Raw genomic sequence first — 22,309 nt, 5'->3', positions numbered from 1 at the left:
CGGAGCATGCCCAGTGGGCCTGCTCCGCAGGACGTCATTTTGGGGTGCAGGTCAGATCGATTCGCATCTTGATAATGGTCCGGGTGAACTTGGCGGTAGCGTTGGTGTGCTTGCCGGCAGGCACATCGATATTGCGAGTTCGCGGCGCTTCCGGGCCATTGTTGAAAACCACCTTACAGATTGCGTCGGTGGTGCCGAAGTTGTTCACCTGAATGGAGGCCATGTCGCTATCCGTGTCATAGGAGTTGTAGTCGATGCTCAAGCCATTGAGCGTTTTCTGAACATCGATCGGATAGGCAAACGCAGTCAGCGGCAGCATCACCAGCAGCGCACAACCCGATACCACACAACAGAATTTTTTCATTCGGCAGTCTCCAATAAGGACTGCCAGCTTAGGACAAGAGGAGCTCATCATGAAAGCGCCCCGCGTGACCCTTGATCAATGGCGAACGTTGCAGGCCGTGGTCGACCACGGTGGTTTCGCCCAGGCCGCCGAAGCGCTGCACCGCTCGCAATCCTCGGTGAGCTACACCGTGGCACGCATGCAGGACCAGCTCGGTGTGCCGCTGTTGCGTATCGACGGCCGTAAAGCAGTGCTCACCGAAGCCGGCGGCGTGTTGCTGCGCCGTTCGCGGCAATTGGTGAAACAGGCCAGCCAACTGGAAGACCTGGCCCACCACATGGAGCAAGGCTGGGAAGCGGAAGTGCGGCTGGTGGTCGATGCCGCTTACCCGAGCGCCCGCCTCGTCCGCGCCTTGACCGCGTTCATGCCGCAAAGCCGTGGCTGCCGGGTGCGCTTGCGTGAAGAAGTATTGTCGGGTGTGGAAGAAGTCCTGCTCGAAGGCGTGGCCGACCTGGCCATCACCGGTCTCAGCATTCCCGGTTACCTGGGCGCCGAATTGAGTGACGTGGAATTTGTCGCCGTCGCTCACCCCGAACACCCGCTGCATCGCCTAAACCGCGAAATCAACTTCCAGGACCTGGAAACCCAGATGCAAGTGGTCATCCGCGACTCCGGCCGCCAGCAGCCACGGGACGTTGGCTGGCTCGGTGCCGAACAGCGCTGGACCGTCGGCAGCCTGGCCACGGCCGCCACGTTCGTCGGCAGCGGGCTGGGTTTTGCCTGGTTGCCTCGGCACATGATCGAACGGGAATTGAAGGAAGGTACGCTCAAGCTGCTACCGTTGGACCAGGGCGGCAGCCGCAACCCGAGCTTTTATCTGTACTCGAACAAGGACAAACCCTTGGGCCCGGCGACGCAGATCCTCATAGAATTGCTGCGCACCTTCGACACCGCGCCGCTGGATGCGCCCTTCGCCGCCCCAGAACAAGCCTGACACGGAGTTTTTGCATGGCCTATTTCGAACATGAAGGTTGCAACCTGCACTATGAGGAATACGGCCATGGCACTGCGCTGCTATTGGTCCACGGGCTGGGTTCCAGCACTCTGGACTGGGAAATGCAGATCCCGGCGTTATCCGCCCACTACCGGGTGATCGTCCCGGATGTGCGCGGCCACGGTCGCTCGGACAAACCTCGCGAGCGCTATAGCATCGCCGGCTTCAGCGCCGACCTGATCGCACTGATGCAACACCTGAACCTCGGGCCGACCCATTACGTGGGCCTGTCCATGGGCGGCATGATCGGTTTTCAACTGGCCACGGATCAGCCGCAACTGCTCAAGAGCCTGTGCATCGTCAACAGCGCACCCGAGGTCAAACTGCGCAGCCGCGACGATTACTGGCAGTGGTTCAAACGCTGGAGCCTGATGCGCGCGCTTAGCCTCGGCACCATCGGCAAGGCCTTGGGTGGCAAGCTGTTCCCCAAACCGGAACAGGCCGATTTGCGACAAAAAATGGCCGAGCGCTGGGCAAAAAACGACAAACATGCTTATCTCGCCAGCTTCGATGCCATCGTTGGCTGGGGGGTTCAGGAACGACTTTCCAATGTGACCTGTCCAACCCTGATCGTCAGCGCCGACCGTGACTACACGCCGGTAGCGCTGAAAGAAACCTATGTAAAACTGCTGCCCGATGCGCGGCTGGTGGTGATCGCCGATTCGCGCCACGCCACCCCGCTGGATCAACCCGAACGTTTTAACCAAACCCTGCTCGAGTTTCTCACCGCAGTCGACACCACTACTCAGGATCACTGACCCATGTTGAAAAAAATCGCCCTCGTCGCCGGCTCCGTACTGTTTGCCGCCAACCTGATGGCTGCAACGCCTGCCAAGGCGCCACACGTTGAGTTGGTCACCACCAACGGCACCATCGAAATCGAACTGGATCCGGTCAAGGCGCCGATCAGTACCAAGAACTTTCTGGATTACGTCAACAGCGGCTTCTACAACAACACGATTTTCCACCGCGTGATCCCGGGCTTCATGGTTCAGGGCGGCGGTTTTACTCAACAGATGACGCAAAAAGACACCAAGGCGCCGATCAAGAACGAGTCCAAGAACGGTTTGCATAACGTCCGTGGCACGCTGTCCATGGCCCGCACTTCCGATCCGGATTCGGCCACCAGCCAATTCTTCGTCAACGTCAAAGACAACGACTTCCTCGACAGCGGCGACGGCTATGCCGTATTCGGCAAAGTGGTCAAAGGCATGGATGTGGTGGACGTCATCGTCAACTCGCCAACCACCACCAAAAGCGGCATGAAAGATGTGCCGGCCGATCCAGTGTTCATCAAGTCGGCCAAAGTCATCAACTAAGCTTCATTGGATGTTTTGAGCGGCTGTCGCTTTGCGGCACCGCTCACACTGTTCAAAGGAGAGCCCCAGCGCGGGCGGAGAACCAATGCTTTATCGCCGTTTTGAAAGACTGATCGACATCTTCCGCGATGCACCGACGGCGGCTCCGCCGGATCGGGTTCTCCCCTTCTACACCTATTACTTGAAGCAGGTCTGGCCGAGTTTCGCCGCCCTGCTGGTCGTCGGCCTGTTCGCCTCGTTGATCGAAGTGGCGCTGTTCAACTACCTGAGCCGTATCATCGACCTGGCCCAAGGCACGCCGAACCCCAACTTCTTCCAGGACCACGCGCTCGAACTGACCTGGATGGTGGTGGTCACCCTGATCCTGCGCCCGATTTTCTTCGGCCTGCACGACCTGCTGGTGCATCAAACCCTGACGCCGGGCATGACCAGCCTGATTCTCTGGCAGAACCACCGCTACGTGCTCAAACAGAGCCTGAATTTCTTCCAGAACGACTTCGCCGGGCGCATCGCCCAGCGCATCATGCAAACCGGCAACGCCCTGCGCGACTCCGCCGTGCAAGCCGTGGACGCCTTGTGGCATGTGCTGATCTACGCCATCAGCGCGCTGGTGCTGTTTGCCGAAGCCGACTGGCGCCTGATGATCCCGCTGATCACCTGGATCGCAGGCTTCATCGGTGCACTTTATTACTTCGTGCCACGGGTCAAGGATCGCTCGGTGCAGTCTTCCGATGCGCGCTCAAAACTCATGGGGCGGATCGTCGACGGCTACACCAACATCACCACCCTGAAGCTGTTTGCCCACACCAATTTTGAACAGCAGTACGCCAAGGAAGCCATCAAGGAGCAAACCGAAAAAGCCCAGTTGGCCGGCCGTGTGGTCACCAGTATGGACGTGGCCATCACCAGCATGAACGGCCTGCTGATCGTCGCCACCACCGGCCTGGCCCTGTGGCTGTGGTCTCAGTCACTGATCTCGGTGGGCGCGATTGCCCTGGCCACAGGCCTGGTGATCCGCATCGTCAACATGTCCGGCTGGATCATGTGGGTGGTCACCGGCATCTTCGAAAACATCGGTATGGTCCAGGACGGTTTGCGGACCATCGCCCAACCGGTCAGCGTCACCGACCGCGAGCAGGCCAAGCCACTGGCGGTGGGCCACGGCGAAGTACGGTTCGAGCACGTCGATTTCCACTACGGCAAGAAGAGCGGGATCATCGGCGGCCTTAACCTGACGATCAAACCCGGTGAGAAAATCGGCTTGATCGGGCCGTCCGGTGCCGGTAAATCGACCCTGGTGAACCTGTTGCTACGCCTCTATGACGTGCAGGGCGGGCGAATCCTCATCGATGGCCAGAACATCGCCGAGGTCGGCCAGGAAAGCCTGCGCGAACGCATCGGCATGATCACCCAGGACACCTCGCTGCTGCACCGCTCGATTCGCGACAACCTGCTTTACGGCAGGCCCGACGCCACCGACGCCGAACTCTGGGAAGCGGCGCACAAGGCCCGGGCTGACGAGTTCATCCCGTTGCTCTCGGACGCCGAAGGCCGCACCGGCTTCGATGCGCATGTCGGTGAGCGTGGGGTGAAACTTTCCGGCGGCCAGCGTCAGCGGATCGCTATCGCCCGGGTGTTGCTCAAGGACGCGCCGATCCTGATCATGGACGAGGCCACCTCGGCGCTGGACTCGGAAGTCGAAGCAGCGATCCAGGAAAGCCTGGAAACCCTGATGCAGGGCAAAACCGTGATCGCCATCGCCCACCGCCTCTCGACCATCGCCCGGATGGATCGGCTGGTAGTGCTGGAAAACGGCAAGATCGCCGAAACCGGCACCCACGCCGAACTGCTGGCCCATGGCGGGTTGTATGCGCGGTTGTGGCAGCACCAGACGGGTGGGTTTGTCGGGATTGATTGAGACCTGAAGATCAAAAGATCGCAGCCTTCGGCAGCTCCTACAGGTGTACGCCGATCCAATGCAGGAGCTGCCGAAGGCTGCGATCCTGGTGCCAGCCGCCCTTTCCAAAAAACCAAAAAAACCGCCACAACCCGCTAACCACGGGCCTTGGCGGTTTTTTATGGCCTGCTGGATTTCCGCAAAAACCCTGCCGTACTCAGCCAAGGTTCTGGAAATGAGCCGTCTCGGTCGGGTTGTTCGTCGGTGGTCGATTCCCCGCCCGTGAACTGCCCGCCTACATCGTCGCCCAAGTGATTGGCGGGATCATCGCGGCGACATTGCTCTACTACATCGCCAGCGGCAAGGAAGGCACCTGAGGCCCGTGGCGAGGATCAGGCTTGCCGATAAGGCAAGGCGGTCCTCGCTTCCTCGGCATACGCCAGGACCCCGACACGTTCTTGCTGCAAAAAGTCTTTGACGGCTGCTTTCAAACCGGGATGACGCAGGTAATGCCAGGAATGGGTGATCACCGGTTCGAACCCACGAATCAACTTGTGCTCACCCTGCGCCCCGGCGTCAAAACGCTGGAAACCATTGGCAATGGCGTAATCCATGCCCTGATAGAAACAGGTTTCGAAATGCAAACGGTCGTACTCCGCCAGGCAACCCCAGTAACGGCCGTAGAAACTGTCGCCACCCACCAGGCTGAACGCCATGGCCACCGGCCGTGAGCCTTGTTTGGCCAGCACCACGCGAATCGACTCCGGCATGCGCTCGGCCAACAGGCTGAAGAACTCCCGCGTCAGGTACGGCGTTTGTCGACGCACCGCGTAGGTATTGGCATAGCAGGCATAGACGAAATCCCACTGCGCCTGGGTCAGTTGCGCACCTTCAAGCCATTCGAACTCAATGCCCTGCCCGGCCACTTGCTCGCGTTCCTTGCGCATCTGTTTGCGCTTGCGCGAACTGAGCGCGTCGAGAAAATCCTGGAAGTCCCGATAACCGCGGTTCTGCCAGTGATACTGACAGCCGATGCGCTGCAACCAGCCGGGTTGTTCGGCCAATGCTGCGTCAGTAAATGGATCGGTGAAGTTGATGTGCGCGCTGGAGAGTTCTTCGATTTCCAGATACCCCGGCAGGCTTTTCAGCAACTCAAAGCCATCCTCGACATTGGCCGCCAGCAAACGCGGCCCGCTGACCGGGCTGAACGGCACGGCGGTCAACAGCTTGGGGTAATACTCGATACCGGCTCGCGCACAGGCATCGGCCCAGGCGTGGTCGAACACGTACTCGCCATAGGAATGCCATTTGCGATAACTGGGCAATGCAGCGATCAGGCGGTCGCCTTCGATGTGCAGTAAATGCTCAGGCTGCCAGCCTGAATGCGGGCCGACGCTGCCACTGTCTTCCAGGGCGCAGAGGAAAGCGTGACGCAGAAACGGCTGATTTTCAGGTACCAGCGCGTCCCACGTTTGCGGCGCGATTTCGGACAGACTTTCCAGACGTTGCAGCGGCATCGACATTCTCACTGTTGCTTTGCGTGACAGCTTGGCGAGTATCGCTTATCACCATACTTTCCACACCCTTCATCCGCCCACAACGCTCTGGATCAATGGGTGCCTGTTTTTGGAGTGTCGGGGTCTACCCGGCCACTGCATTCCTCCTGACAGACCGCACTCGCTGACTGTGCGACTGCTTCGCAGCCGAGCGGGAGCAAGCCCCCTCGCCACAAAAAAGCGCTGCCCACAAAAAGATCGCAGCCTGCGGCAGCTCCTTGCCGACCGGGCTCAACCGCAATATTGCGTTGAAACCCGACCCTGTAGGAGATGCCGCAGGCTGCGATCTTTTTAAGCGTTAACTCAGCGCTTGCGCAGAATCACACTACCAATCGAATACCCGGCACCAAACGAGCTAAGCACCGCCAGTGAACCGCTGGCCAGATCATCCTGGTTCTTGTGAAACGCAATCACGGAACCGGCGGAGCTGGTGTTGGCGTAGGTGTCGAGGATCACCGGTGCTTCTTCTTCGCTGGCTTCGCGGCCCAGCAGTTTCTTGACGATCAAGTGGTTCATGCTGAGGTTGGCCTGGTGCAGCCAGAAGCGCTTCACGTCACCGACATTCAGCTTGTTCTCGTCCAGGTGCGTGGCGATCAGCTCGGCAACCATCGGGCACACATCGCGGAATACCTTGCGGCCTTCCTGCACGAACAGTTTGTCCCGGGCGCCAACGCCCTCTTCCGCCGCGCGGTTGAGGAAGCCAAAGTTGTTGCGGATGTTGTTGGAGAACTTGGTCAGCAGTTTGGTGCTGACAATGTCGAACTGGTACGGGGAGGTCGCCAGGTCAGCACGTTCGATGATCACCGCGGTGGCGGCGTCGCCGAAGATGAAGTGGCTGTCACGGTCGCGGAAGTTCAGGTGGCCGGTGCAGACTTCCGGGTTGACCATCAGAATCGCCCGGGCCTGGCCCAGTTGCACGCTGTTGGTGGCGGCCTGAATGCCGAAGGTCGCCGAGGAGCACGCGACGTTCATGTCGAAACCGAAACCTTGAATGCCCAGGGCTTCCTGGACTTCGATGGCGATGGCCGGGTAGGCGCGTTGCAGGTTGGAACAGGCGACGATCACGCCGTCGATGTCCGCGGCGGTCTTGCCGGCGCGTTGCAAGGCTTGCTCGGCAGCGCCGATGGCCATCTGGCAGAGCACCGACCATTCGTCGTTGGAACGCTCGGGCAGGCGTGGTGCCATGCGTTGCGGGTCCAGGATGCCGTCCTTGTCCATGACAAAGCGGCTTTTGATGCCGGACGCTTTTTCGATAAACGCTGCACTGGACTCGGTCAACGCTTCGATCTCGCCGCGCGCGATGGCATCGGCGTTGTCGGCGTTGAATTGCGCGACGTAAGCGTTGAAAGACTGCACCAGCTCTTCGTTGGAGATGCTGTTGGCCGGGGTGTACAGGCCGGTGCCGCTGATGACGACATTATGCATGGTCGTTTCTCTAATCTGTTCAGGCAGAAAGCGTTGGCACCGACGTACCAACACACAAAGGGTCTTTTCCCGTCCAGGGAAGCAAACCTGGCAACGCTTTATTCCGATCCGCGTGTGCCTGTGAAGGCTCAAAACTGCGGGGCCGGCGTTTATAGGCGCGAAGTTTGCCATAAACGCTGGGGTTTAGCCCCTTTTGCAAGCGCAACGGCATAGCTGTCAGGGCTTATGTGGCGAGGGGTTTACCCCCGTCCGGCTGCGAAGCAGTCGTAAAACCGGCGCACTCGGTGCAACTGATGCACCGCGGTTGCAGGTTTTGGGGCGGCTTCGCCACCCAACGGGGTAAACCCCTCGCCACAAAAGCCGGCTCCCGCAGGAGTTTATGGCTCTACTTGCGTCCACTGTTTGTTCAGACGCTTATCCGAAATCGGCACCTTGGTTCCCAATTGCTGGGCGAACAGGGAAACCCTGTATTCCTCCAGCCACCAACGATACAACTCCAGCTGCGGATCGCGCTTGCCTTCCTGGGCGTGTTTGTTGGCGCGAGTCTGATACTGCGTCCACAGGCCGGACAATTCGCCGCTCCAGACCCGATCCCGCTGCACTTGCGCGCCGATTTTCTCGAAGCGCTGCTCGACCGCTTTCAAATAACGCGGCAGTTCCTTGAGCCACTGCATCGGGGTTTCCCGGACAAAACCTGGATACACCAGATGACTGAGCTGCTGCTTGATGTCATTCAGGGCTACGGCCTGCGCCAGATCGATCTTGCCCTTGAAGCGTTTTTGCAGCCCGTGCCAGAGCTTGAGAATCTCCAGCGTCAGCTTCGCCAGACGTTCGGCGTGCTCAGTCCAGCCACCGCGCTTGCGATCGGCCAACGACGCCAAACCGGCGCCATCGCGGGGCAACGGATCTTCGCCGTCGAGAATGCAGCTGTCGAGGCTGGCCAACAGGATGTCCTCCACCAAGGCATCGATGCGCCCCAGCTCCCGGTACATCAGCCCCAGCTCAGTCAACCCCGGCAACTTGCCGCGCAGGAACTTCGCCGGCTCGGCCAGTTGCTGCATCAGCAAGCGCTGCAACGCGCGGCGATGCTGGAACTCGGCTTCGGCCGGGGTCGAGAAACGCCCTTCCTTGACCGTGCCCGCCTCCTCCACCAGCGCCGGATACACCGTCATCGACAGCCCGGCGATCTTCTGCTGGGTTTTCTCGGCGACGGCCGCAAAGACTTTCGGCTCCACCGGTTGCTGGTTTTTCGCGGTTTGCGGAACGGCCAATGCAGCCTGGCTCGCTTCAGCGAAGCGTGCGGTCAACTCGGCCAGATCACGCCCCTCGCCAAGGAACTTGCCTTGGCCATCGACGATTTCCAGGTTCATCCGCAGGTGGCTGTCGACCTGTTGAGAAGCTTCCGCCCAGGCTTCATCGCTGACCCGCGCCCCCGTCATGCGCAGCAGTTCGCGGCCCAGCGCCTGAGGCAGCGAGCCCTCGGCGAAGGTCATGCGCTGCAACGCGGCTTTGACGAAGTCCGGCACTGGCACAAAGTTCTTGCGCAGGGCTTTGGGCAGGTTGCGGACCAACGCGATGCACTTGGCCTCGATCACGCCCGGCACCAGCCATTCCAGGCGTTCCGGCGGCAGCATCGGCAACAGCGGCGCCGGAACGCGCAGGGTCACGCCGTCGCGCGGGTGATTCGGTTCGAAGTGGTAGCTCAGCGCCAACTCCAGATCACCGATGTGCAAGGTGTCCGGATAATGCAAGGCGGTGACTTCACTGGCCTCGCGGGCCAGCACGTCTTCTTCGCGCATGATAAGCAGTTGCGGGTCTTTTTGGCTGTTGACCTTGTACCAACTGTCGAAGGTCGCGGTCTGGTGAATCTCCGCCGGCAGTCGCGCGTCGTAGAAGGCGAACAGGGTTTCTTCATCGGCCAGGATGTCGCGACGACGGGCCTTGGCCTCCAGTTCGTCGAGCTGTTCCAGCAGTTGCGCGTTGGCCGTCAGGCACTTGGCCTTGGACTGAATCTCACCGCGCACCAAGCCTTCACGAATGAAAAACTCGCGAGACACGACGGGATCAATCGGCCCGTAATGCACCGGCCGGCGCCCGACGATGATCAGCCCGAACAAGGTGATCTGCTCAAACGCCACGACCTGGCCGCGCTTCTTCTCCCAATGCGGTTCGAAGTGGTTTTTCTTGATCAGGTGCCCGGCCAGCGGCTCGATCCAGTCGGCGTCGATCTTGGCAACCATCCGCGCATAAAGCTTGGTGGTTTCCACCAGCTCGGCAGTCATCAGCCATTGCGGGCGCTTCTTGCCCAGCCCGGACGATGGGTGAATCCAGAAGCGCCGCTGACGGGCGCCGAGGTAATCACCGTCTTCGGTTTTCTGGCCGATCTGGCTGAGCAACCCGGACAGCACGGCTTTGTGCAGTTTCGGGTAATCGGCCGGCTCTTTGTTGATGGTCAACTGCATGTCGCGGCAGATCAGGCTCAACTGACGGTGCGAGTCGCGCCATTCGCGCAGACGCAGGTAATTCAAGAAATTCTTGCGGCACCAGTTGCGCAGCGGACTTGCCGTCAGCGCCTGGCGCTGCTCTTCAAAACCACGCCACAAATTGACCAGCCCGGCAAAGTCCGAGTCCACGTCTTTCCATTGCGCGTGCGCCTGGTCAGCGGCTTGCTGACGCTCCGGCGGACGCTCGCGCGGGTCCTGAATCGACATCGCACTGGCGACGATCAGCACTTCCTGCAAGCTGCCGAGTCTGGCCGCTTCCAGCAGCATGCGGCCCATGCGCGGGTCCACCGGCAAGCGCGCCAGATTGCGCCCCAGCGGGGTCAACTGACTGTTGCGATCCACCGCCGAGAGTTCTTGCAGCAGGTTGAAACCGTCGCTGATCGCCTTGCCATCCGGCGGCTCGATAAACGGGAAGTCGGTGATCTCGCCGAGGCGCAGATGCAACATCTGCAAAATGACCGCCGCGAGGTTGGTCCGCAGGATCTCCGGATCGGTAAATTCCGGGCGGCCAATGAAATCTTCTTCGCTGAAAAGGCGAATGCAAATGCCCGGCTCGACTCGCCCGCAACGACCTTTACGCTGGTTGGCACTGGCTTGGGAAATCGCTTCGATGGGCAGGCGCTGGACCTTGGCGCGGTAGCTGTAACGGCTGATGCGCGCGGTGCCGCTGTCGATCACGTAACGAATGCCCGGCACGGTCAGCGAGGTTTCCGCAACGTTGGTCGCCAGGACCACCCGGCGCCCTGGGTGCGACTGGAAAATCCGCTGCTGCTCGGCCGGCGACAAACGTGCGTAGAGCGGCAGGATTTCGGTGTGCTTGAGCTGAGCCTTGCGCAGCATGTCCGCCGCGTCGCGAATCTCGCGCTCGCCGGGCAGGAACACCAGCACGTCGCCTGGGCTCTTGCCTTCGCTGCGTTCAAACGCTGCAATTTCGTCGAGGGTGGCGAGGATCGCCTGGTCCACCGTCAAGTCGTCTTCTACGCGGTTGCCCTCCTCGTCCTGCTCAAGGGTCAGCGGGCGATACCAGGTTTCCACCGGGAAGGTCCGGCCCGAGACTTCAACGATTGGCGCGTCATCGAAATGCTTGGAAAAGCGTTCCAGGTCGATCGTCGCCGAGGTGATGATGACCTTGAGGTCGGGGCGCTGCGGCAGCAGCTGGCGCAGGTAGCCGAGCAGGAAGTCGATGTTGAGGCTGCGCTCGTGGGCCTCGTCGATGATGATCGTGTCGTATTTGCGCAGCATCCGGTCGCGGTGCATCTCGTTCAGCAGGATGCCGTCGGTCATGAGCTTGATCCTGGTGTCCGGACCGACCTGGTCGGTGAACCGCACCTGGTAGCCGACCAGCGCGCCCAACGGCGTCGCCAACTCTTCAGCCACCCGACTCGCCACACTGCGCGCAGCAATTCGACGTGGCTGGGTGTGGCCGATCAGGCCATGTTGGCCGCGACCGATTTCCAGGCAAATTTTCGGCAACTGGGTGGTTTTACCCGAACCGGTTTCGCCGGCAATGATCAGCACCTGATGCTTGAGCAGCGCTGCCTTGATTTCGTCGCGCTTGGCGGCGATCGGCAGGCTGTCGTCATAACGAATCACCGGCAGGCTGGCGCGCCGCGCCAACACCTGATCACAGGACGCCTGCATGCGCGTCACCCACTGGGCCAACTTGGCTTCGTCAGGTTTCTTGCGCAGCTCAAGCAACTGCCGCCGCAGCCGGTGGCGGTCGGCGAGCATGGCGTGATCGAGGTTTTTCAGCAGTTTGTCGATGGAAGGCGATTCGTCAGTCATCAGGTACGCAATAAGTCGTCTAGTGGCGCAAGGGGGCGATTGTCGCAGATTTGGAGCACTGAACACGACTGTGAAGCGCTTTTGTGGCGAGGGGGTTGCCCCCGTTGGGTTGCGAAGCGACCCTAAAACCATCCACCGCAGCGTTTCAGATATATCGCGATGACCTGATTACGACTGCTTCGCAGCCGAACGGGGGCAAGCCCCCTCGCCACAGGGTGTTCGCTTGAGTGAGTTATTCGTTATCGAAGCCTTTGCGCCGATACGGGAAAACGTCGATCACTTTGCCTGCCCGAATCGCCTCTTGCAGGCTCTTCCAGTAATCGGCGTTGTACAACTCGCCATGCAACTGATCAAACAACCGCCGCTGCCCCGAATCGGCAAACAAAAACGGTGGAAACTCCTCGGGAAACACATCCAGCGGCCCGATCGAATACCACGGCTCGGAGGCCATTTCATCTTCCGGTGTGCGCGGTTGCGGGATGTGGCGGAAGTTGGCTTCAGTCAGGAAGCAAATCTCGTCGTAGTCATAAAACACCACGCGTCCGTGCCGGGTGACGCCGAAGTTCTTCAGCAGCATGTCGCCAGGGAAGATGTTCGCCGCCGCCAGTTGCTTGATCGCCAGGCCGTAATCTTCCAGCGCTTCGCGGACCTGCGCCTCGTTGGCGTTTTCCAGGTAGAGGTTCAGCGGCGTCATCCGCCGTTCGGTCCAGCAGTGGCGAATCAGCACGGTATCGTCTTCGACCGACACCGTGGACGGCGCCACATCGAGCAGTTCTTCAAGGCACGCCGGCTCGAACTTGCTCAGCGGAAAACGGAAGTCGGCGAATTCCTGGGTATCGGCCATGCGCCCGACACGGTCGACGCTTTTCACCAGCCGGTACTTCTCGATCACCGTAGCCCGGTCGACGTTTTTCGACGGCGAGAAACGGTCTTTGATGATTTTGAATACGGTATTGAAACCCGGCAGGGTGAACACGCTCATGACCATGCCGCGCACACCGGGGGCCATGATGAACTGGTCGTCGGTGTTGGCCAGGTGATTGATCAGCGCCCGGTAGAACTCGGACTTGCCGTGCTTGTAGAAGCCGATCGAGGTGTACAGCTCGGCGATGTGCTTGCCCGGCAGGATGCGTTTGAGGAAACCGATGAACTCCGCCGGCACCGGCACATCGACCATAAAGTACGAGCGGGTGAACGAGAAGATGATCGACACGTCCGCTTCATCGGTGATCAGCGCATCGATCTGAATGCCGCGACCTTCGCGGTGCAGCAATGGAATCACCAGCGGCCATTGTTCGTCCTGGGTGTAGATGCGCCCCACCAGGTACGCGCCCTTGTTGCGGTAAAGCACCGAGGAGAACAGTTCGACGGACAGTTCCGGGTCTTTGCAGACCCAGTCCGGCAGGTTCTCGCGCAGTTGCGCTTCGAGCCGGCGCAGGTCGCCGGCCAGGTCGGCGTAATCCTCGCTGAAACGGTAGTCGGCAAAGATGCTCGCCAACATTTCCGACAAGTGCCCCTGAGGCTTGTAGGTGCGGGTTTGCGCAGCCCTGGCCCGGCGCAGGCTCGGCCGGGTGGTGTGGATGAACATGCAGCCGTCGCTAATGAGGTCGTGGCTGAACAGCCCGCAGAAGATCGAGTTGTACCAGGTCTCGGACAGTTCATCGTCGAACCGCAGGTCGATCAGCGTGATGTAGGCGCTTTTGACCAGCGGCCAACTGCTGACGTCCATCAACGTGTCGGTCTCGAAGGACGCCCGCAGGCGCTCCACCGTCTCGCCGACTTTATCTTCGTACAGATTGATCCGCGCCGCCGACGCCGATTGCGTCTCCTGCCACTGGGCCCGCTCGAAGCGGGCCCGGGCGCCGTCAGTGATCTGGCGAAAATGCTCGCGGTAGTCGTCAAAGCCATCGAGGATCATTCGAGCGATATCGGCGGCTGGCCAATGCTGCGGCATGGTGAGACCTCTGCGGAATTCTGGAAGCCTGAGCTTAGCCAGTGAACCCGGTGCAGGAGAAGCGTAATTTTTGCCATTGATGTCGATAGTCGAGCGGGCCTTTGCGACAGTTTTTTAATCGACCATCAGGTCAGTAAACAGTCCAGCCGGTCACGTCGGCGCCGCTTGACCGATTCTTCTGCACGCCGCCAATCTCACTCGCCTCATCAATTAAATGCCCGATTTGCGGTTGCCATCGTCAGGGCTCTCGGCAACACTTCCGTCCCCATAAAGGAAGGAGTGCACCGTGAGCCCTGTCGATATTGTTCGTTTACTGTCGCTGGCGGCAATCTGGGGCGCGAGCTTCCTGTTCATGCGCATCATCGCCCCGGTGATTGGCACTATTCCCACGGCGTTTTTCCGGGTGTCGATTGCAGCGGCCGGTTTGCTGGTGATCCTCGGGCTGATGCGCATCAGCTGGGATTTCAAAGGCAAACTCAAGACGGTGATGCTGCTCGGGGTGATCAACTCCGGGATTCCGGCGACCCTGTATTCCGTGGCCGCGCAAGTGCTGCCGGCCGGCTACTCGGCAATCTTCAACGCCACTACGCCGTTGATGGGCGTGCTGATCGGCGGGTTGTTCTTCCATGAAAAACTGACTGCGGCCAAGCTTGGCGGAGTGTTCCTCGGGCTGTTTGGTGTTGGCGTCCTGACCCGTGCCGGCCCGGTGGCGTTCGATATGCAACTGCTGATGGGCGCCCTCGCCTGCTTGCTGGCGACGACCTGCTACGGCTTCGCCGGGTTCCTCGCCCGCCGCTGGCTCGATCAGGCCGGCGGTCTCGACAGTCGTTTGTCCGCGCTGGGCAGCATGCTGGGTGCCACGTTGTTCCTGTTGCCGTTGTTCGGCTACAGCGTGATCAGCAATCCACCGGCGAGCTGGGGCGGCTGGAATGTCTGGCTGTCGCTGCTGGGGTTGGGGCTGGTGTGTACCGCGTTTGCGTACATCGTGTACTTCCGGTTGCTGAGTTCGATCGGGCCGGTGAAGTCGATGACAGTAACCTTCATGATCCCGCCGTTCGGCGTGCTGTGGGGCGCGCTGTTGCTGGATGAGCCGTTGTCGATGGCGCACATCTATGGCGGGGTGTTGATTGCCGCGGCGTTGTGGCTGGTGTTGAAACCGGCGGTGGTGAAGGTTGTGGAATTGGCGGAGCGGTAATCAATCCTGAGCCAGATGAATATCCTGTGGGAGCGGGCTTGCTCGCGAAAGCGGTGTGTCATGCAGCATTAATGTCGACTGACACGGCCTCTTCGCGAGCAAGCCCGCTCCCACAGTTTGATCTCGGGTGTTCACACAATCACTGTGGGAGCGAGCCTGCTCGCGAAGGCGTCAGCCGCTACACCGCCGCTTTAAACCCTTCTTCGCGCTGCAACGCCCGCGCCTGGATCACATTGAGAATGGCGCAACCTTCGCGCGTCAGCAGGTGCACCGCCCGGGTGACGCGGGTCAGGTCGCAGTCGGAAATACCGGTGAGGTTGAGGCTGGACAAGGTGTCGGTCAGATCGCGGACCACGGTGAAGCGGTGCATGGCGCAGGCGGCCATTTCGCTGAGTTCTCGGTGGGTGTTGATGTAGAGCACTGGGTTGTCGGCGTCGTAGGTGTCGATGGGAAGGTAGCGCGGCATGATTTGGTCGTGCATGGGTGTAACTCCAAATAGAGCTACCACCGTTCGCGGCCAAGCGAAAAAGGTGGCAGCTGTGTGCGGGTTGGCCGACCGGCACACCCAACCCCGGCACACCCGAAGGTGTCCCGCGCACAGCTGCCATAACACGACATCCAGACATGAAAATGTCTGAACAATGACGCTGGTGCGTTTGGTGTGATCGACCGGCCAAGGTCAGTTCGCGGTGTTTTCCGCGAGCCCAAACTATAGGGGTCGATACCGAAACGCGGCAACAGGGTACGTCGTAGGAAACGTCTTGGAAAGTTGTGCGCCGCTGCAAGATCGCCCACCCCGCTGTAGGACCACTAATTCCCGCCCATACAAAATCCCTGTGGCGAGGGGGTTTACCCCGTTCGGCTGCGAAGCAGTCGCCAATCGGCAGATGCGGTGCACCTGAATAAACACGGCAGCAGGTTCTGGGGCCGCTTCTCAACCCAACGGGGTGGTGCGGCATTCCGACAAGCCCCCTCGCCACAATCAGCGCGACTGCCGGAACACAAACACCAATCCGACAATAATCAGCAGCATTCCCAGCACGCTCAACATCGCCAGCCGATTACCAAAAATCAGGTAGTCCATCACCGCCGTCACCGCCGGCACCAGGTAAAACAGGCTGGTGACATTCACCAGATTGCCCCGGGCGATCAGTCGATACAGCAGCAACGTCGCCAGCACTGACACCACCAGCCCCATCCATAACACCGGGACGATAAACCCTGCGCTGTGTTCGAAGTGAAACGGCTGGAACGGCACGAAGATCCCGCACAGCAACAGCCCGGCCAGGTACTGCACCGGCAGCGTGCCGAGCGGATTGTCAGTAATGCGTTTTTGCATGATCGAACCAAAGGTCATGCTCGCCAGCGCCAGCGAATCCAAAGAGCATCCCGGCCAACGACATCCCGGCCAGACCGATGCCTTGATAAACCACCATGATCAACCCGGCCAAACCCAGCGCCAGACCGAACATCCGACTGATTGAGCGCTGACGTTCCATGATCACCACGGTCAGGATCGGCTGCACGCCCATGATCGTCGCCATCACGCCGGGTGTGACTTTAAGGTCCAAGGCCAGCAGATAGAAAATCTGATAAGCCCCCAGCAACACCACGCCGGTGGCCATCGCGTACAACATCGGCTTGCCGCCCTTGGGCAGTTTCAGCTTGAGCAACGGTGCCAGCAGCAGCAACCCGCATAGGGCGATGGTGAAGCGGATCAGCAGGAAGGCAAAGGGTGAGGCGTGGGCCAGGCCCCATTTGGAGAAGATCGCCCCGCTGCTCCACAGCAGAACGAACAGGCTCGTGGACGCCGCCGCGAGCGCGGATTTTTTCGAAAGGACAAACATGAAATACCACCTGTCATCAGGCAAATAAAAAGCCAACTCAGCCGAAGCTGAAGTTCAGTAGTTTTTTCAGACGGACACTTTTCAGACGGGCATGGAACAGCAGGAAAAGCTGATCAGCCCGAAATGCCAACGCCTGGCGGTGATACGACTGCGCACACCGGCGTGCTACTGACAGGAGGGGGTAATGGCTGATCTGCGCAGGCTGCTGAATCCCGCACGGCACGACACCAGCGTTGACCGCTGAATCGACTACCGCGTTGATGAGGGAAGCAGGCATGGGCTGATCTTTTATGAAGGCCGTGCTCGGGAGAGCAGGCGAGCACCGACTATAACCAGCCCGCGACACAGATTGCAATGACTTGGACAAAGGGCCAGTAACGACAGGCCTGATTGAGCACCCTACCCTTCAGAGGGACAGAAAAGCCCATCGATGGGAGATAGGGAATGCACGAGATCACATGCCAAGGGAACGGACGCACATTCGGTATCAGTTGTATAAGTCGAGGGCCAGAAATCTTGCTGCTACCAGCGCTGCCCAGTTGCAACATGAACTGGAACTGGCAGGCCCAACGAGCATTGATCTATCACAGGTGCGGTTCGAAGCCATCAATGCACAGGCACTGGATGCTTGCGAGCGTTGGGAATATCCAAACTTTTCATGGGATGAGGTCATAGGATGGAAAGCGAAGGAGCCTTTGTCTCTGGATATTGCCATCTGGTTCGACGATGAACTCTGCGGACTTTGCTTCGCGAATCCGAACAACAGTCGGCAACGAATCCGTATCGTGAGATTGGAAGGGCGACAGAGGGAAGCCCTTCCCTTAAAGGGCCGTATTGCGACATTGGCAATGATGGCGATTGACCGGTACGCCCAAATCCTAGGCAGCAAGTACATTGAGGTTCAGGAGCCGCTGGAAGGTGCGATTTCTATTTATAAACGACTCGGCTTTGCATTTGATTCTGAAGGCCGTCTTGTCATTGCCGTGGAGAGTCTAGCATTGTGAAAACTGCTCAATTAATGATCAAAACCGGAGGGAATATGCGAAAAGTGATTAAAAAATCCCCCACGAAGAAACGTTCATCCGAAACAGAAAACAAGCCAATCGCTGCAAAGCTATCAGCAAATCAACGTCGTTTTTTGCAGATACTCGTTGAGGGCATCGAAGGCGAACCTAGCCTGCTCGCCGGGCGCCCATAGCGCCGGCGAAAAAAACCGCTCCAATGAGCGGTTTTTTCATTTTGTGTCTGGTATCACCCAAACAACCAATACCCCAACAACGTCAGCACCACCACTGCCAGCACCGGCCGCAGTACGCGGTAAGCCTTCGGATGGCGACGCTTCCATTTTTTGACCACCCCGCTGAACTTGTCACTGGAGTTCTTGCTCCACGCGTAAGCCTGGTTGATCCCGCCAACGCGTTCGTCATCAAGATTCTGCGGAGCGGTGGCGCGGCCCAGCAGGCCACTGACCCAGCGGTTGATGCGGGTCATGATGCGGTTGCTTAGCGGCCGTTCGATGTCGCAGAACAGGATGACCCGAGTCTTTTCGGTTTCGTTCTTGACCCAGTGCACGTAGGTCTCGTCGAACATCACGTCTTCGCCATCACGCCAGGCATAGACCTGACCGTCAACGAAGATGCGGCAATCGTCGGAGTTCGGTGTCGACAGCCCCAGGTGATAACGCAGGGAACCGGCGAACGGGTCGCGGTGCGGGTTGAGGTGGCTGCCGCCCGGCAACAAGGCGAACATTGCGCCTTTGACATTGGGAATGCTGCTGACCAGCGCCACGGTTTTCGGGCACAGGGCTTCGGCCGATGGCAATGGCTTGTCGTACCATTTGAGGTAGAAACGCTTCCAGCCCTTCTTGAAGAACGAGCCGAAACCAGCGTCGTTGTTCTTTTCGGCGGCGCGAATGTAGCCCTCGTCGAACAGGTGCATCGCTTCGTCGCGAATGACTTCCCAGTTATCGCGAAGCACATCAAGTTCCGGGAACTTGCTGCGATCGAGGTAGGGTTTGGACGGAACGCCGGAGAACAGGTACATCAACGCGTTATACGGGGCAAACAGCGCCGAGTGGTTGACGAACTGACGCAGGACCGGCAATCGCGCCTTGCCGCGCAAATGCACATACAGCGTGCTGCCGAGGAACAACAGCAACAGCAACGCCTTCGCGGCAAAGGAAAAGGTCATTAACGACTCCTTGAGAATAGGCAACTGTGCGCAACGCCATTTACCCGACGTGGCAGCCGGCCATGATAACCACTACCGGCCCGGGGAAAAACCCGCCTGACTGAACATTCAGTGTTAAGGATTGCGCAACAAAGCACTTATTAACATAAGGTTCCTGAACCTCGGCTGACCTGAGTCAACCTTGACGCTTTGAAGTCAGAGTGCACTTTGTGGCGAGGGAGCTTGCTCCCGCTGGACTGCGCAGCAGTCCCTTCTTGGGATAAGGGCCACTACGCGCCCCAGCGGGAGCAAGCTCCCTCGCCACAATAGGCCCAATCCTTACTGCTGGTTCTCCGCCTCGGTAAACAGATCACTGAACAACATGCTCGACAGATAACGTTCGCCGGAGTCAGGCAGGATCACCACGATGGTCTTGCCCTGCATTTCCGGGGTTTCGGCCAGACGCACCGCAACCGCCATCGCCGCACCGCATGAGATACCGCACAAAATCCCTTCCTCCTGCATCAGGCGCAGGGCCATGGCCTTGGATTCATCGTCGGTGACCAGTTCGACCCGATCGACGATCGACAAATCGAGGTTCTTCGGCACAAAACCGGCGCCAATGCCCTGAATCTTGTGCGGGCTCGGCTTGATCTCTTCGCCGGCCATCGCCTGGGTAATCACCGGCGACGAAACCGGCTCCACCGCCACCGAGATAATCGGTTTGCCCTGGGTATTCTTGATATACCGCGAAATACCGGTAATGGTTCCGCCCGTTCCGACGCCTGCCACCAGCACATCGACCGCGCCGTCGGTATCGTTCCAGATTTCCGGGCCGGTGGTTTTTTCGTGGATGGCCGGGTTGGCCGGGTTATCGAACTGCGATGGCATGAAGTACTTGGCCGGGTCGCTGGCGAGAATTTCCGCAGCCTTTTCGATTGCGCCCTTCATGCCCTTGGCCGGCTCGGTCAGCACCAGTTCGGCCCCGAGCGCCTTGAGTACCTTGCGGCGTTCAATACTCATGGACGCTGGCATGGTCAGCATCAACTTGTAACCACGGGCAGCAGCAACAAACGCCAGGCCGATGCCGGTATTGCCGGAAGTCGGCTCCACAATGGTCATGCCAGGCTTGAGTTTGCCGGTGCTTTCGGCGTCCCAGATCATGTTCGCGCCAATCCGGCATTTGACCGAATAACCGGGGTTGCGCCCCTCGATCTTAGCCAGGATGGTCACGCCGCGCGGCGCGATGCGATTGATCTGCACCAGCGGCGTATTGCCGATGGAATGGGCGTTGTCAGCGAAAATACGGCTCATGGCTGGGTCCTTATGCAGCGTTGGATAAGCCGTCCAAGGTATGCCTGTTGCCCGTGGTCGTCCAGTCAGGTCGAACGTCCGCTGGCGGTAGCAGTCAATGACTTTATACTGCCAAGGAATTGCCACCATGAAGCGTCGATACAGTTGGCCTCTGTGGACCCTCGCTGGCCTCGTTGTGCTGCTGATTGCCGTGCACATCGCCCTGCCCTACATGGTGCGCGATTACCTCAACGACAAACTGGCCGACATGGGCGACTACCGTGGCCAGATCACTGACGTGGACCTGGCCCTGTGGCGCGGCGCCTACAAAATCAACGGACTGAAGATCGTCAAGGTCGATGGCAAAGTCCCGGTGCCGTTCGTCAATGCACCGCTGATCGACCTCGCTGTCAGTTGGCATTCGCTCTGGTACGACCATGCCGTGGTGGCCAAGGTGCAGTTCATCAAACCCGAGCTGAACTTCGTCGACGGTGGCACTAATAAACAGAACTCCCAGACCGGTCGCGGCACGGACTGGCGCGCTCAACTGAGCAAACTGCTGCCTATCACCCTGAACGAAGTGCGGATCAACGACGGGAAAATCAGTTTTCGAAACTTTAGCTCTACCCCGCCGGTAAACATGAACGCCACCCAGGTCAACGCCAGCATTTATAACCTGACCAACGTCGTCGACACCAAAGGCAAGCGCGACGCCCGTTTCGAGGGCAAGGCGCTGCTGTTGGGCCAGGCCCCGCTGGAAGCCACCGCCACCTTCGATCCGCTGAGCAACTTCGAAGACTTCGAATTTCGACTGCGAGTCAAGAACATCGAGCTCAAACGCATGAACGACTTCGCCTCGGCCTACGGCAAATTCGACTTCAACGCCGGCCATGGCGACGTGGTGATCGAAGCCGAAGCCAATAAGGGCCAGCTCAAGGGCTACATCAAGCCACTGCTGCGCGACGTCGAAGTGTTCAATTGGCAACAAGATGTCGAGAACAAGAACAAAAGCTTTTTTCGCTCGGTCTGGGAAGCCATCGTCGGTGGCACCGAAACTGTGCTGAAGAACCAGCGCAAGAACCAGTTCGCGACCAAGGTCGAACTCAGCGGCAACGTACACCAGCAAGATATCAGCGCGTTCCAGGCGTTTTTGCAGATTTTGCGCAATGGTTTCATCCAGGCGTTCAATGCCCGGTATGAACAGCCCAAGCCGGATGCGGGTTAGGGTTAGGGTTTACGCGTGACGGTGTAGCGACCCGTTTCCTCGGCCGCCTCCAATGCTGAACATTGCTGCAAGGAATCCCAGCCCAGACAGGCCAGGGCTAATGACCTGGGTACCGCTTCGCGTCCGCTGCTGTAGCGGCTGATACTGCGGGCACTGACGCCCAGTGCTTCAGCGGCCTGATTCAACGGCAACCCGGTGCGGGCGCGCCAGTTGATGAAGATCCGGGTGTTTTCGTCGGTAGCGTTTTGCGCAAGAGCATCAAGGTACAAAGAGTCTGCACCAATCTGAATATCCGGCTCGGGCCACTCCACCGTCCAGCCATCATCGCCGAGGGATGCGCCTTCAAAGACATGATCCGCAAGCAACGGCTGCAACCCCGGATAAGCGTGCAAATCCGCACTCAAATCCAGTGTCAGCTGTTGACCGTCAATAAACGTCAGCGCCAGACGATAATCCGGCAAAGCCCTGACAGCGTTCAGCCGTGGGCGCTTCATGGGTAACATCGTTTCCAGTCCTCCAACAATTGCACCTGATGGGCTCCCACCCATTCCAATGCTTCCCTGATAATCAACGGCGGCGCCCTTCCTGCCATGACTTCGACGGTTTCCAGGCTGAGCATCACGTCCAACCCGCCACCGGTCAGGTGAACGTGGGGCGGTGGATGATCCTTCTCGCGCAACTGAATGCGGTACTTATCGCGAAATAGGTATTTAGTAGACATGCCGCGAAGGCTATCGCCAAAT

General features: G+C 59.3%; 19 protein-coding genes and 2 pseudogenes. 9 read left to right on the top strand and 12 right to left on the bottom strand.

Annotation, left to right across the window (positions count from 1 at the left end):
* Positions 1–34: 34 nt before the first annotated feature.
* Complete coding sequence (locus RHM58_RS16735) at positions 35–364, bottom strand: 3-phosphoglycerate kinase (RefSeq protein WP_201201586.1); 330 nt, start codon at positions 362–364, stop codon at positions 35–37.
* A gap of 49 nt (positions 365–413) precedes the next feature.
* Between RHM58_RS16735 and RHM58_RS16730 the strand changes: the two genes are divergently transcribed.
* From RHM58_RS16730 to RHM58_RS16710, 5 genes and pseudogenes are all read left to right on the top strand, one after another.
* Positions 414–1,337 carry a LysR family transcriptional regulator gene (locus RHM58_RS16730; RefSeq protein WP_201195155.1) on the top strand — a complete coding sequence of 308 codons (924 nt, stop codon included), beginning with the start codon at positions 414–416 and terminating at the stop codon, positions 1,335–1,337.
* Between the two features lie 14 nt (positions 1,338–1,351).
* Complete coding sequence (locus RHM58_RS16725; protein WP_322270785.1) at positions 1,352–2,155, top strand: alpha/beta fold hydrolase; 804 nt, start codon at positions 1,352–1,354, stop codon at positions 2,153–2,155.
* Between the two features lie 3 nt (positions 2,156–2,158).
* Positions 2,159–2,716 (top strand): peptidylprolyl isomerase, encoded by a 558-nt coding sequence (locus RHM58_RS16720; protein ID WP_201201583.1) that lies wholly within the window; start codon positions 2,159–2,161, stop codon positions 2,714–2,716.
* An 85-nt stretch (positions 2,717–2,801) separates the two neighbouring features.
* Positions 2,802–4,634 (top strand): ABC transporter ATP-binding protein, encoded by a 1,833-nt coding sequence (locus RHM58_RS16715; protein WP_322270784.1) that lies wholly within the window; start codon positions 2,802–2,804, stop codon positions 4,632–4,634.
* A gap of 218 nt (positions 4,635–4,852) precedes the next feature.
* Positions 4,853–4,984: pseudogene (locus RHM58_RS16710) on the top strand (aquaporin); the annotation flags it as partial.
* A gap of 21 nt (positions 4,985–5,005) precedes the next feature.
* Here the strand turns inward: RHM58_RS16710 and RHM58_RS16705 are convergent.
* The 4 genes from RHM58_RS16705 to aceK form a co-directional block, all read right to left on the bottom strand.
* The gene (locus tag RHM58_RS16705; RefSeq protein ID WP_201201578.1) at positions 5,006–6,130 is read right to left on the bottom strand and encodes a GNAT family N-acetyltransferase; all 1,125 of its coding nucleotides are present in this window, start codon (positions 6,128–6,130) and stop codon (positions 5,006–5,008) included.
* Between the two features lie 342 nt (positions 6,131–6,472).
* Positions 6,473–7,594 (bottom strand): beta-ketoacyl-ACP synthase III, encoded by a 1,122-nt coding sequence (locus RHM58_RS16700; RefSeq protein ID WP_201201572.1) that lies wholly within the window; start codon positions 7,592–7,594, stop codon positions 6,473–6,475.
* Positions 7,595–7,971: 377 nt separating this feature from the next.
* A complete protein-coding gene (gene hrpA / locus RHM58_RS16695) occupies positions 7,972–11,883 on the bottom strand; it encodes an ATP-dependent RNA helicase HrpA (RefSeq protein ID WP_322270783.1) in 3,912 nt (1,303 codons plus the stop codon).
* Positions 11,884–12,115: 232 nt separating this feature from the next.
* Positions 12,116–13,837, bottom strand: a complete 1,722-nt coding sequence (aceK, locus tag RHM58_RS16690) for a bifunctional isocitrate dehydrogenase kinase/phosphatase (protein WP_322270782.1) — start codon at positions 13,835–13,837, stop codon at positions 12,116–12,118.
* 286 nt (positions 13,838–14,123) lie between these two features.
* On the opposite strand from aceK, the gene RHM58_RS16685 reads away from it, so the two are divergent.
* Entirely contained in the window at positions 14,124–15,032 is a 909-nt protein-coding gene (locus RHM58_RS16685; RefSeq protein WP_201255735.1) for a DMT family transporter, read from the top strand.
* Between the two features lie 178 nt (positions 15,033–15,210).
* Here the strand turns inward: RHM58_RS16685 and RHM58_RS16680 are convergent, their stop codons facing one another.
* The 3 genes and pseudogenes from RHM58_RS16680 to RHM58_RS16670 form a co-directional block, all read right to left on the bottom strand.
* On the bottom strand, positions 15,211–15,513 hold the full coding sequence (locus RHM58_RS16680; RefSeq protein WP_322270781.1) for a hypothetical protein: 303 nt from the start codon (positions 15,511–15,513) through the stop codon (positions 15,211–15,213).
* Between the two features lie 501 nt (positions 15,514–16,014).
* Positions 16,015–16,879: pseudogene (locus RHM58_RS16675) on the bottom strand (DMT family transporter).
* Positions 16,880–16,916: 37 nt separating this feature from the next.
* A complete protein-coding gene (locus tag RHM58_RS16670) occupies positions 16,917–17,156 on the bottom strand; it encodes a hypothetical protein (protein WP_322270780.1) in 240 nt (79 codons plus the stop codon).
* Between the two features lie 181 nt (positions 17,157–17,337).
* On the opposite strand from RHM58_RS16670, the gene RHM58_RS16665 reads away from it, so the two are divergent.
* Positions 17,338–17,883 (top strand): hypothetical protein, encoded by a 546-nt coding sequence (locus RHM58_RS16665; protein ID WP_322270779.1) that lies wholly within the window; start codon positions 17,338–17,340, stop codon positions 17,881–17,883.
* Positions 17,880–18,077, top strand: coding sequence for a hypothetical protein (locus tag RHM58_RS16660; protein ID WP_322270778.1), 198 nt, complete (start codon positions 17,880–17,882; stop codon positions 18,075–18,077). Before RHM58_RS16665 ends, RHM58_RS16660 begins: the two co-directional genes overlap by 4 nt.
* Positions 18,078–18,130: 53 nt before the next feature.
* Here the strand turns inward: RHM58_RS16660 and RHM58_RS16655 are convergent, their stop codons facing one another.
* Together RHM58_RS16655 and cysK are read right to left on the bottom strand one after the other, a co-directional pair.
* On the bottom strand, positions 18,131–19,069 hold the full coding sequence (locus RHM58_RS16655) for an aspartyl/asparaginyl beta-hydroxylase domain-containing protein (protein WP_322270777.1): 939 nt from the start codon (positions 19,067–19,069) through the stop codon (positions 18,131–18,133).
* A 318-nt stretch (positions 19,070–19,387) separates the two neighbouring features.
* Positions 19,388–20,362: a cysteine synthase A gene (gene cysK, locus RHM58_RS16650; RefSeq protein WP_201201558.1), complete on the bottom strand. Its 975-nt coding sequence runs from the start codon at positions 20,360–20,362 to the stop codon at positions 19,388–19,390.
* Positions 20,363–20,489: 127 nt separating this feature from the next.
* Between cysK and RHM58_RS16645 the strand changes: the two genes are divergently transcribed.
* Entirely contained in the window at positions 20,490–21,566 is a 1,077-nt protein-coding gene (locus RHM58_RS16645; RefSeq protein ID WP_201201557.1) for a DUF748 domain-containing protein, read from the top strand.
* A gap of 2 nt (positions 21,567–21,568) precedes the next feature.
* Here RHM58_RS16645 and RHM58_RS16640 read toward each other — a convergent pair whose 3' ends face one another.
* Both RHM58_RS16640 and RHM58_RS16635 read right to left on the bottom strand, forming a co-directional pair.
* Positions 21,569–22,069 (bottom strand): DUF2442 domain-containing protein, encoded by a 501-nt coding sequence (locus RHM58_RS16640; protein ID WP_201201555.1) that lies wholly within the window; start codon positions 22,067–22,069, stop codon positions 21,569–21,571.
* A complete protein-coding gene (locus tag RHM58_RS16635) occupies positions 22,057–22,287 on the bottom strand; it encodes a DUF4160 domain-containing protein (protein WP_322270776.1) in 231 nt (76 codons plus the stop codon). The genes RHM58_RS16640 and RHM58_RS16635 overlap by 13 nt, the downstream gene beginning before the upstream one ends.
* Positions 22,288–22,309: the final 22 nt, after the last annotated feature.

Origin of the sequence: Pseudomonas sp. 10S4, assembly GCF_034344865.1 — a bacterium.
Lineage (GTDB): Bacteria > Pseudomonadota > Gammaproteobacteria > Pseudomonadales > Pseudomonadaceae > Aquipseudomonas.
This window is presented reverse-complemented; position numbering and strand designations above follow the sequence as displayed.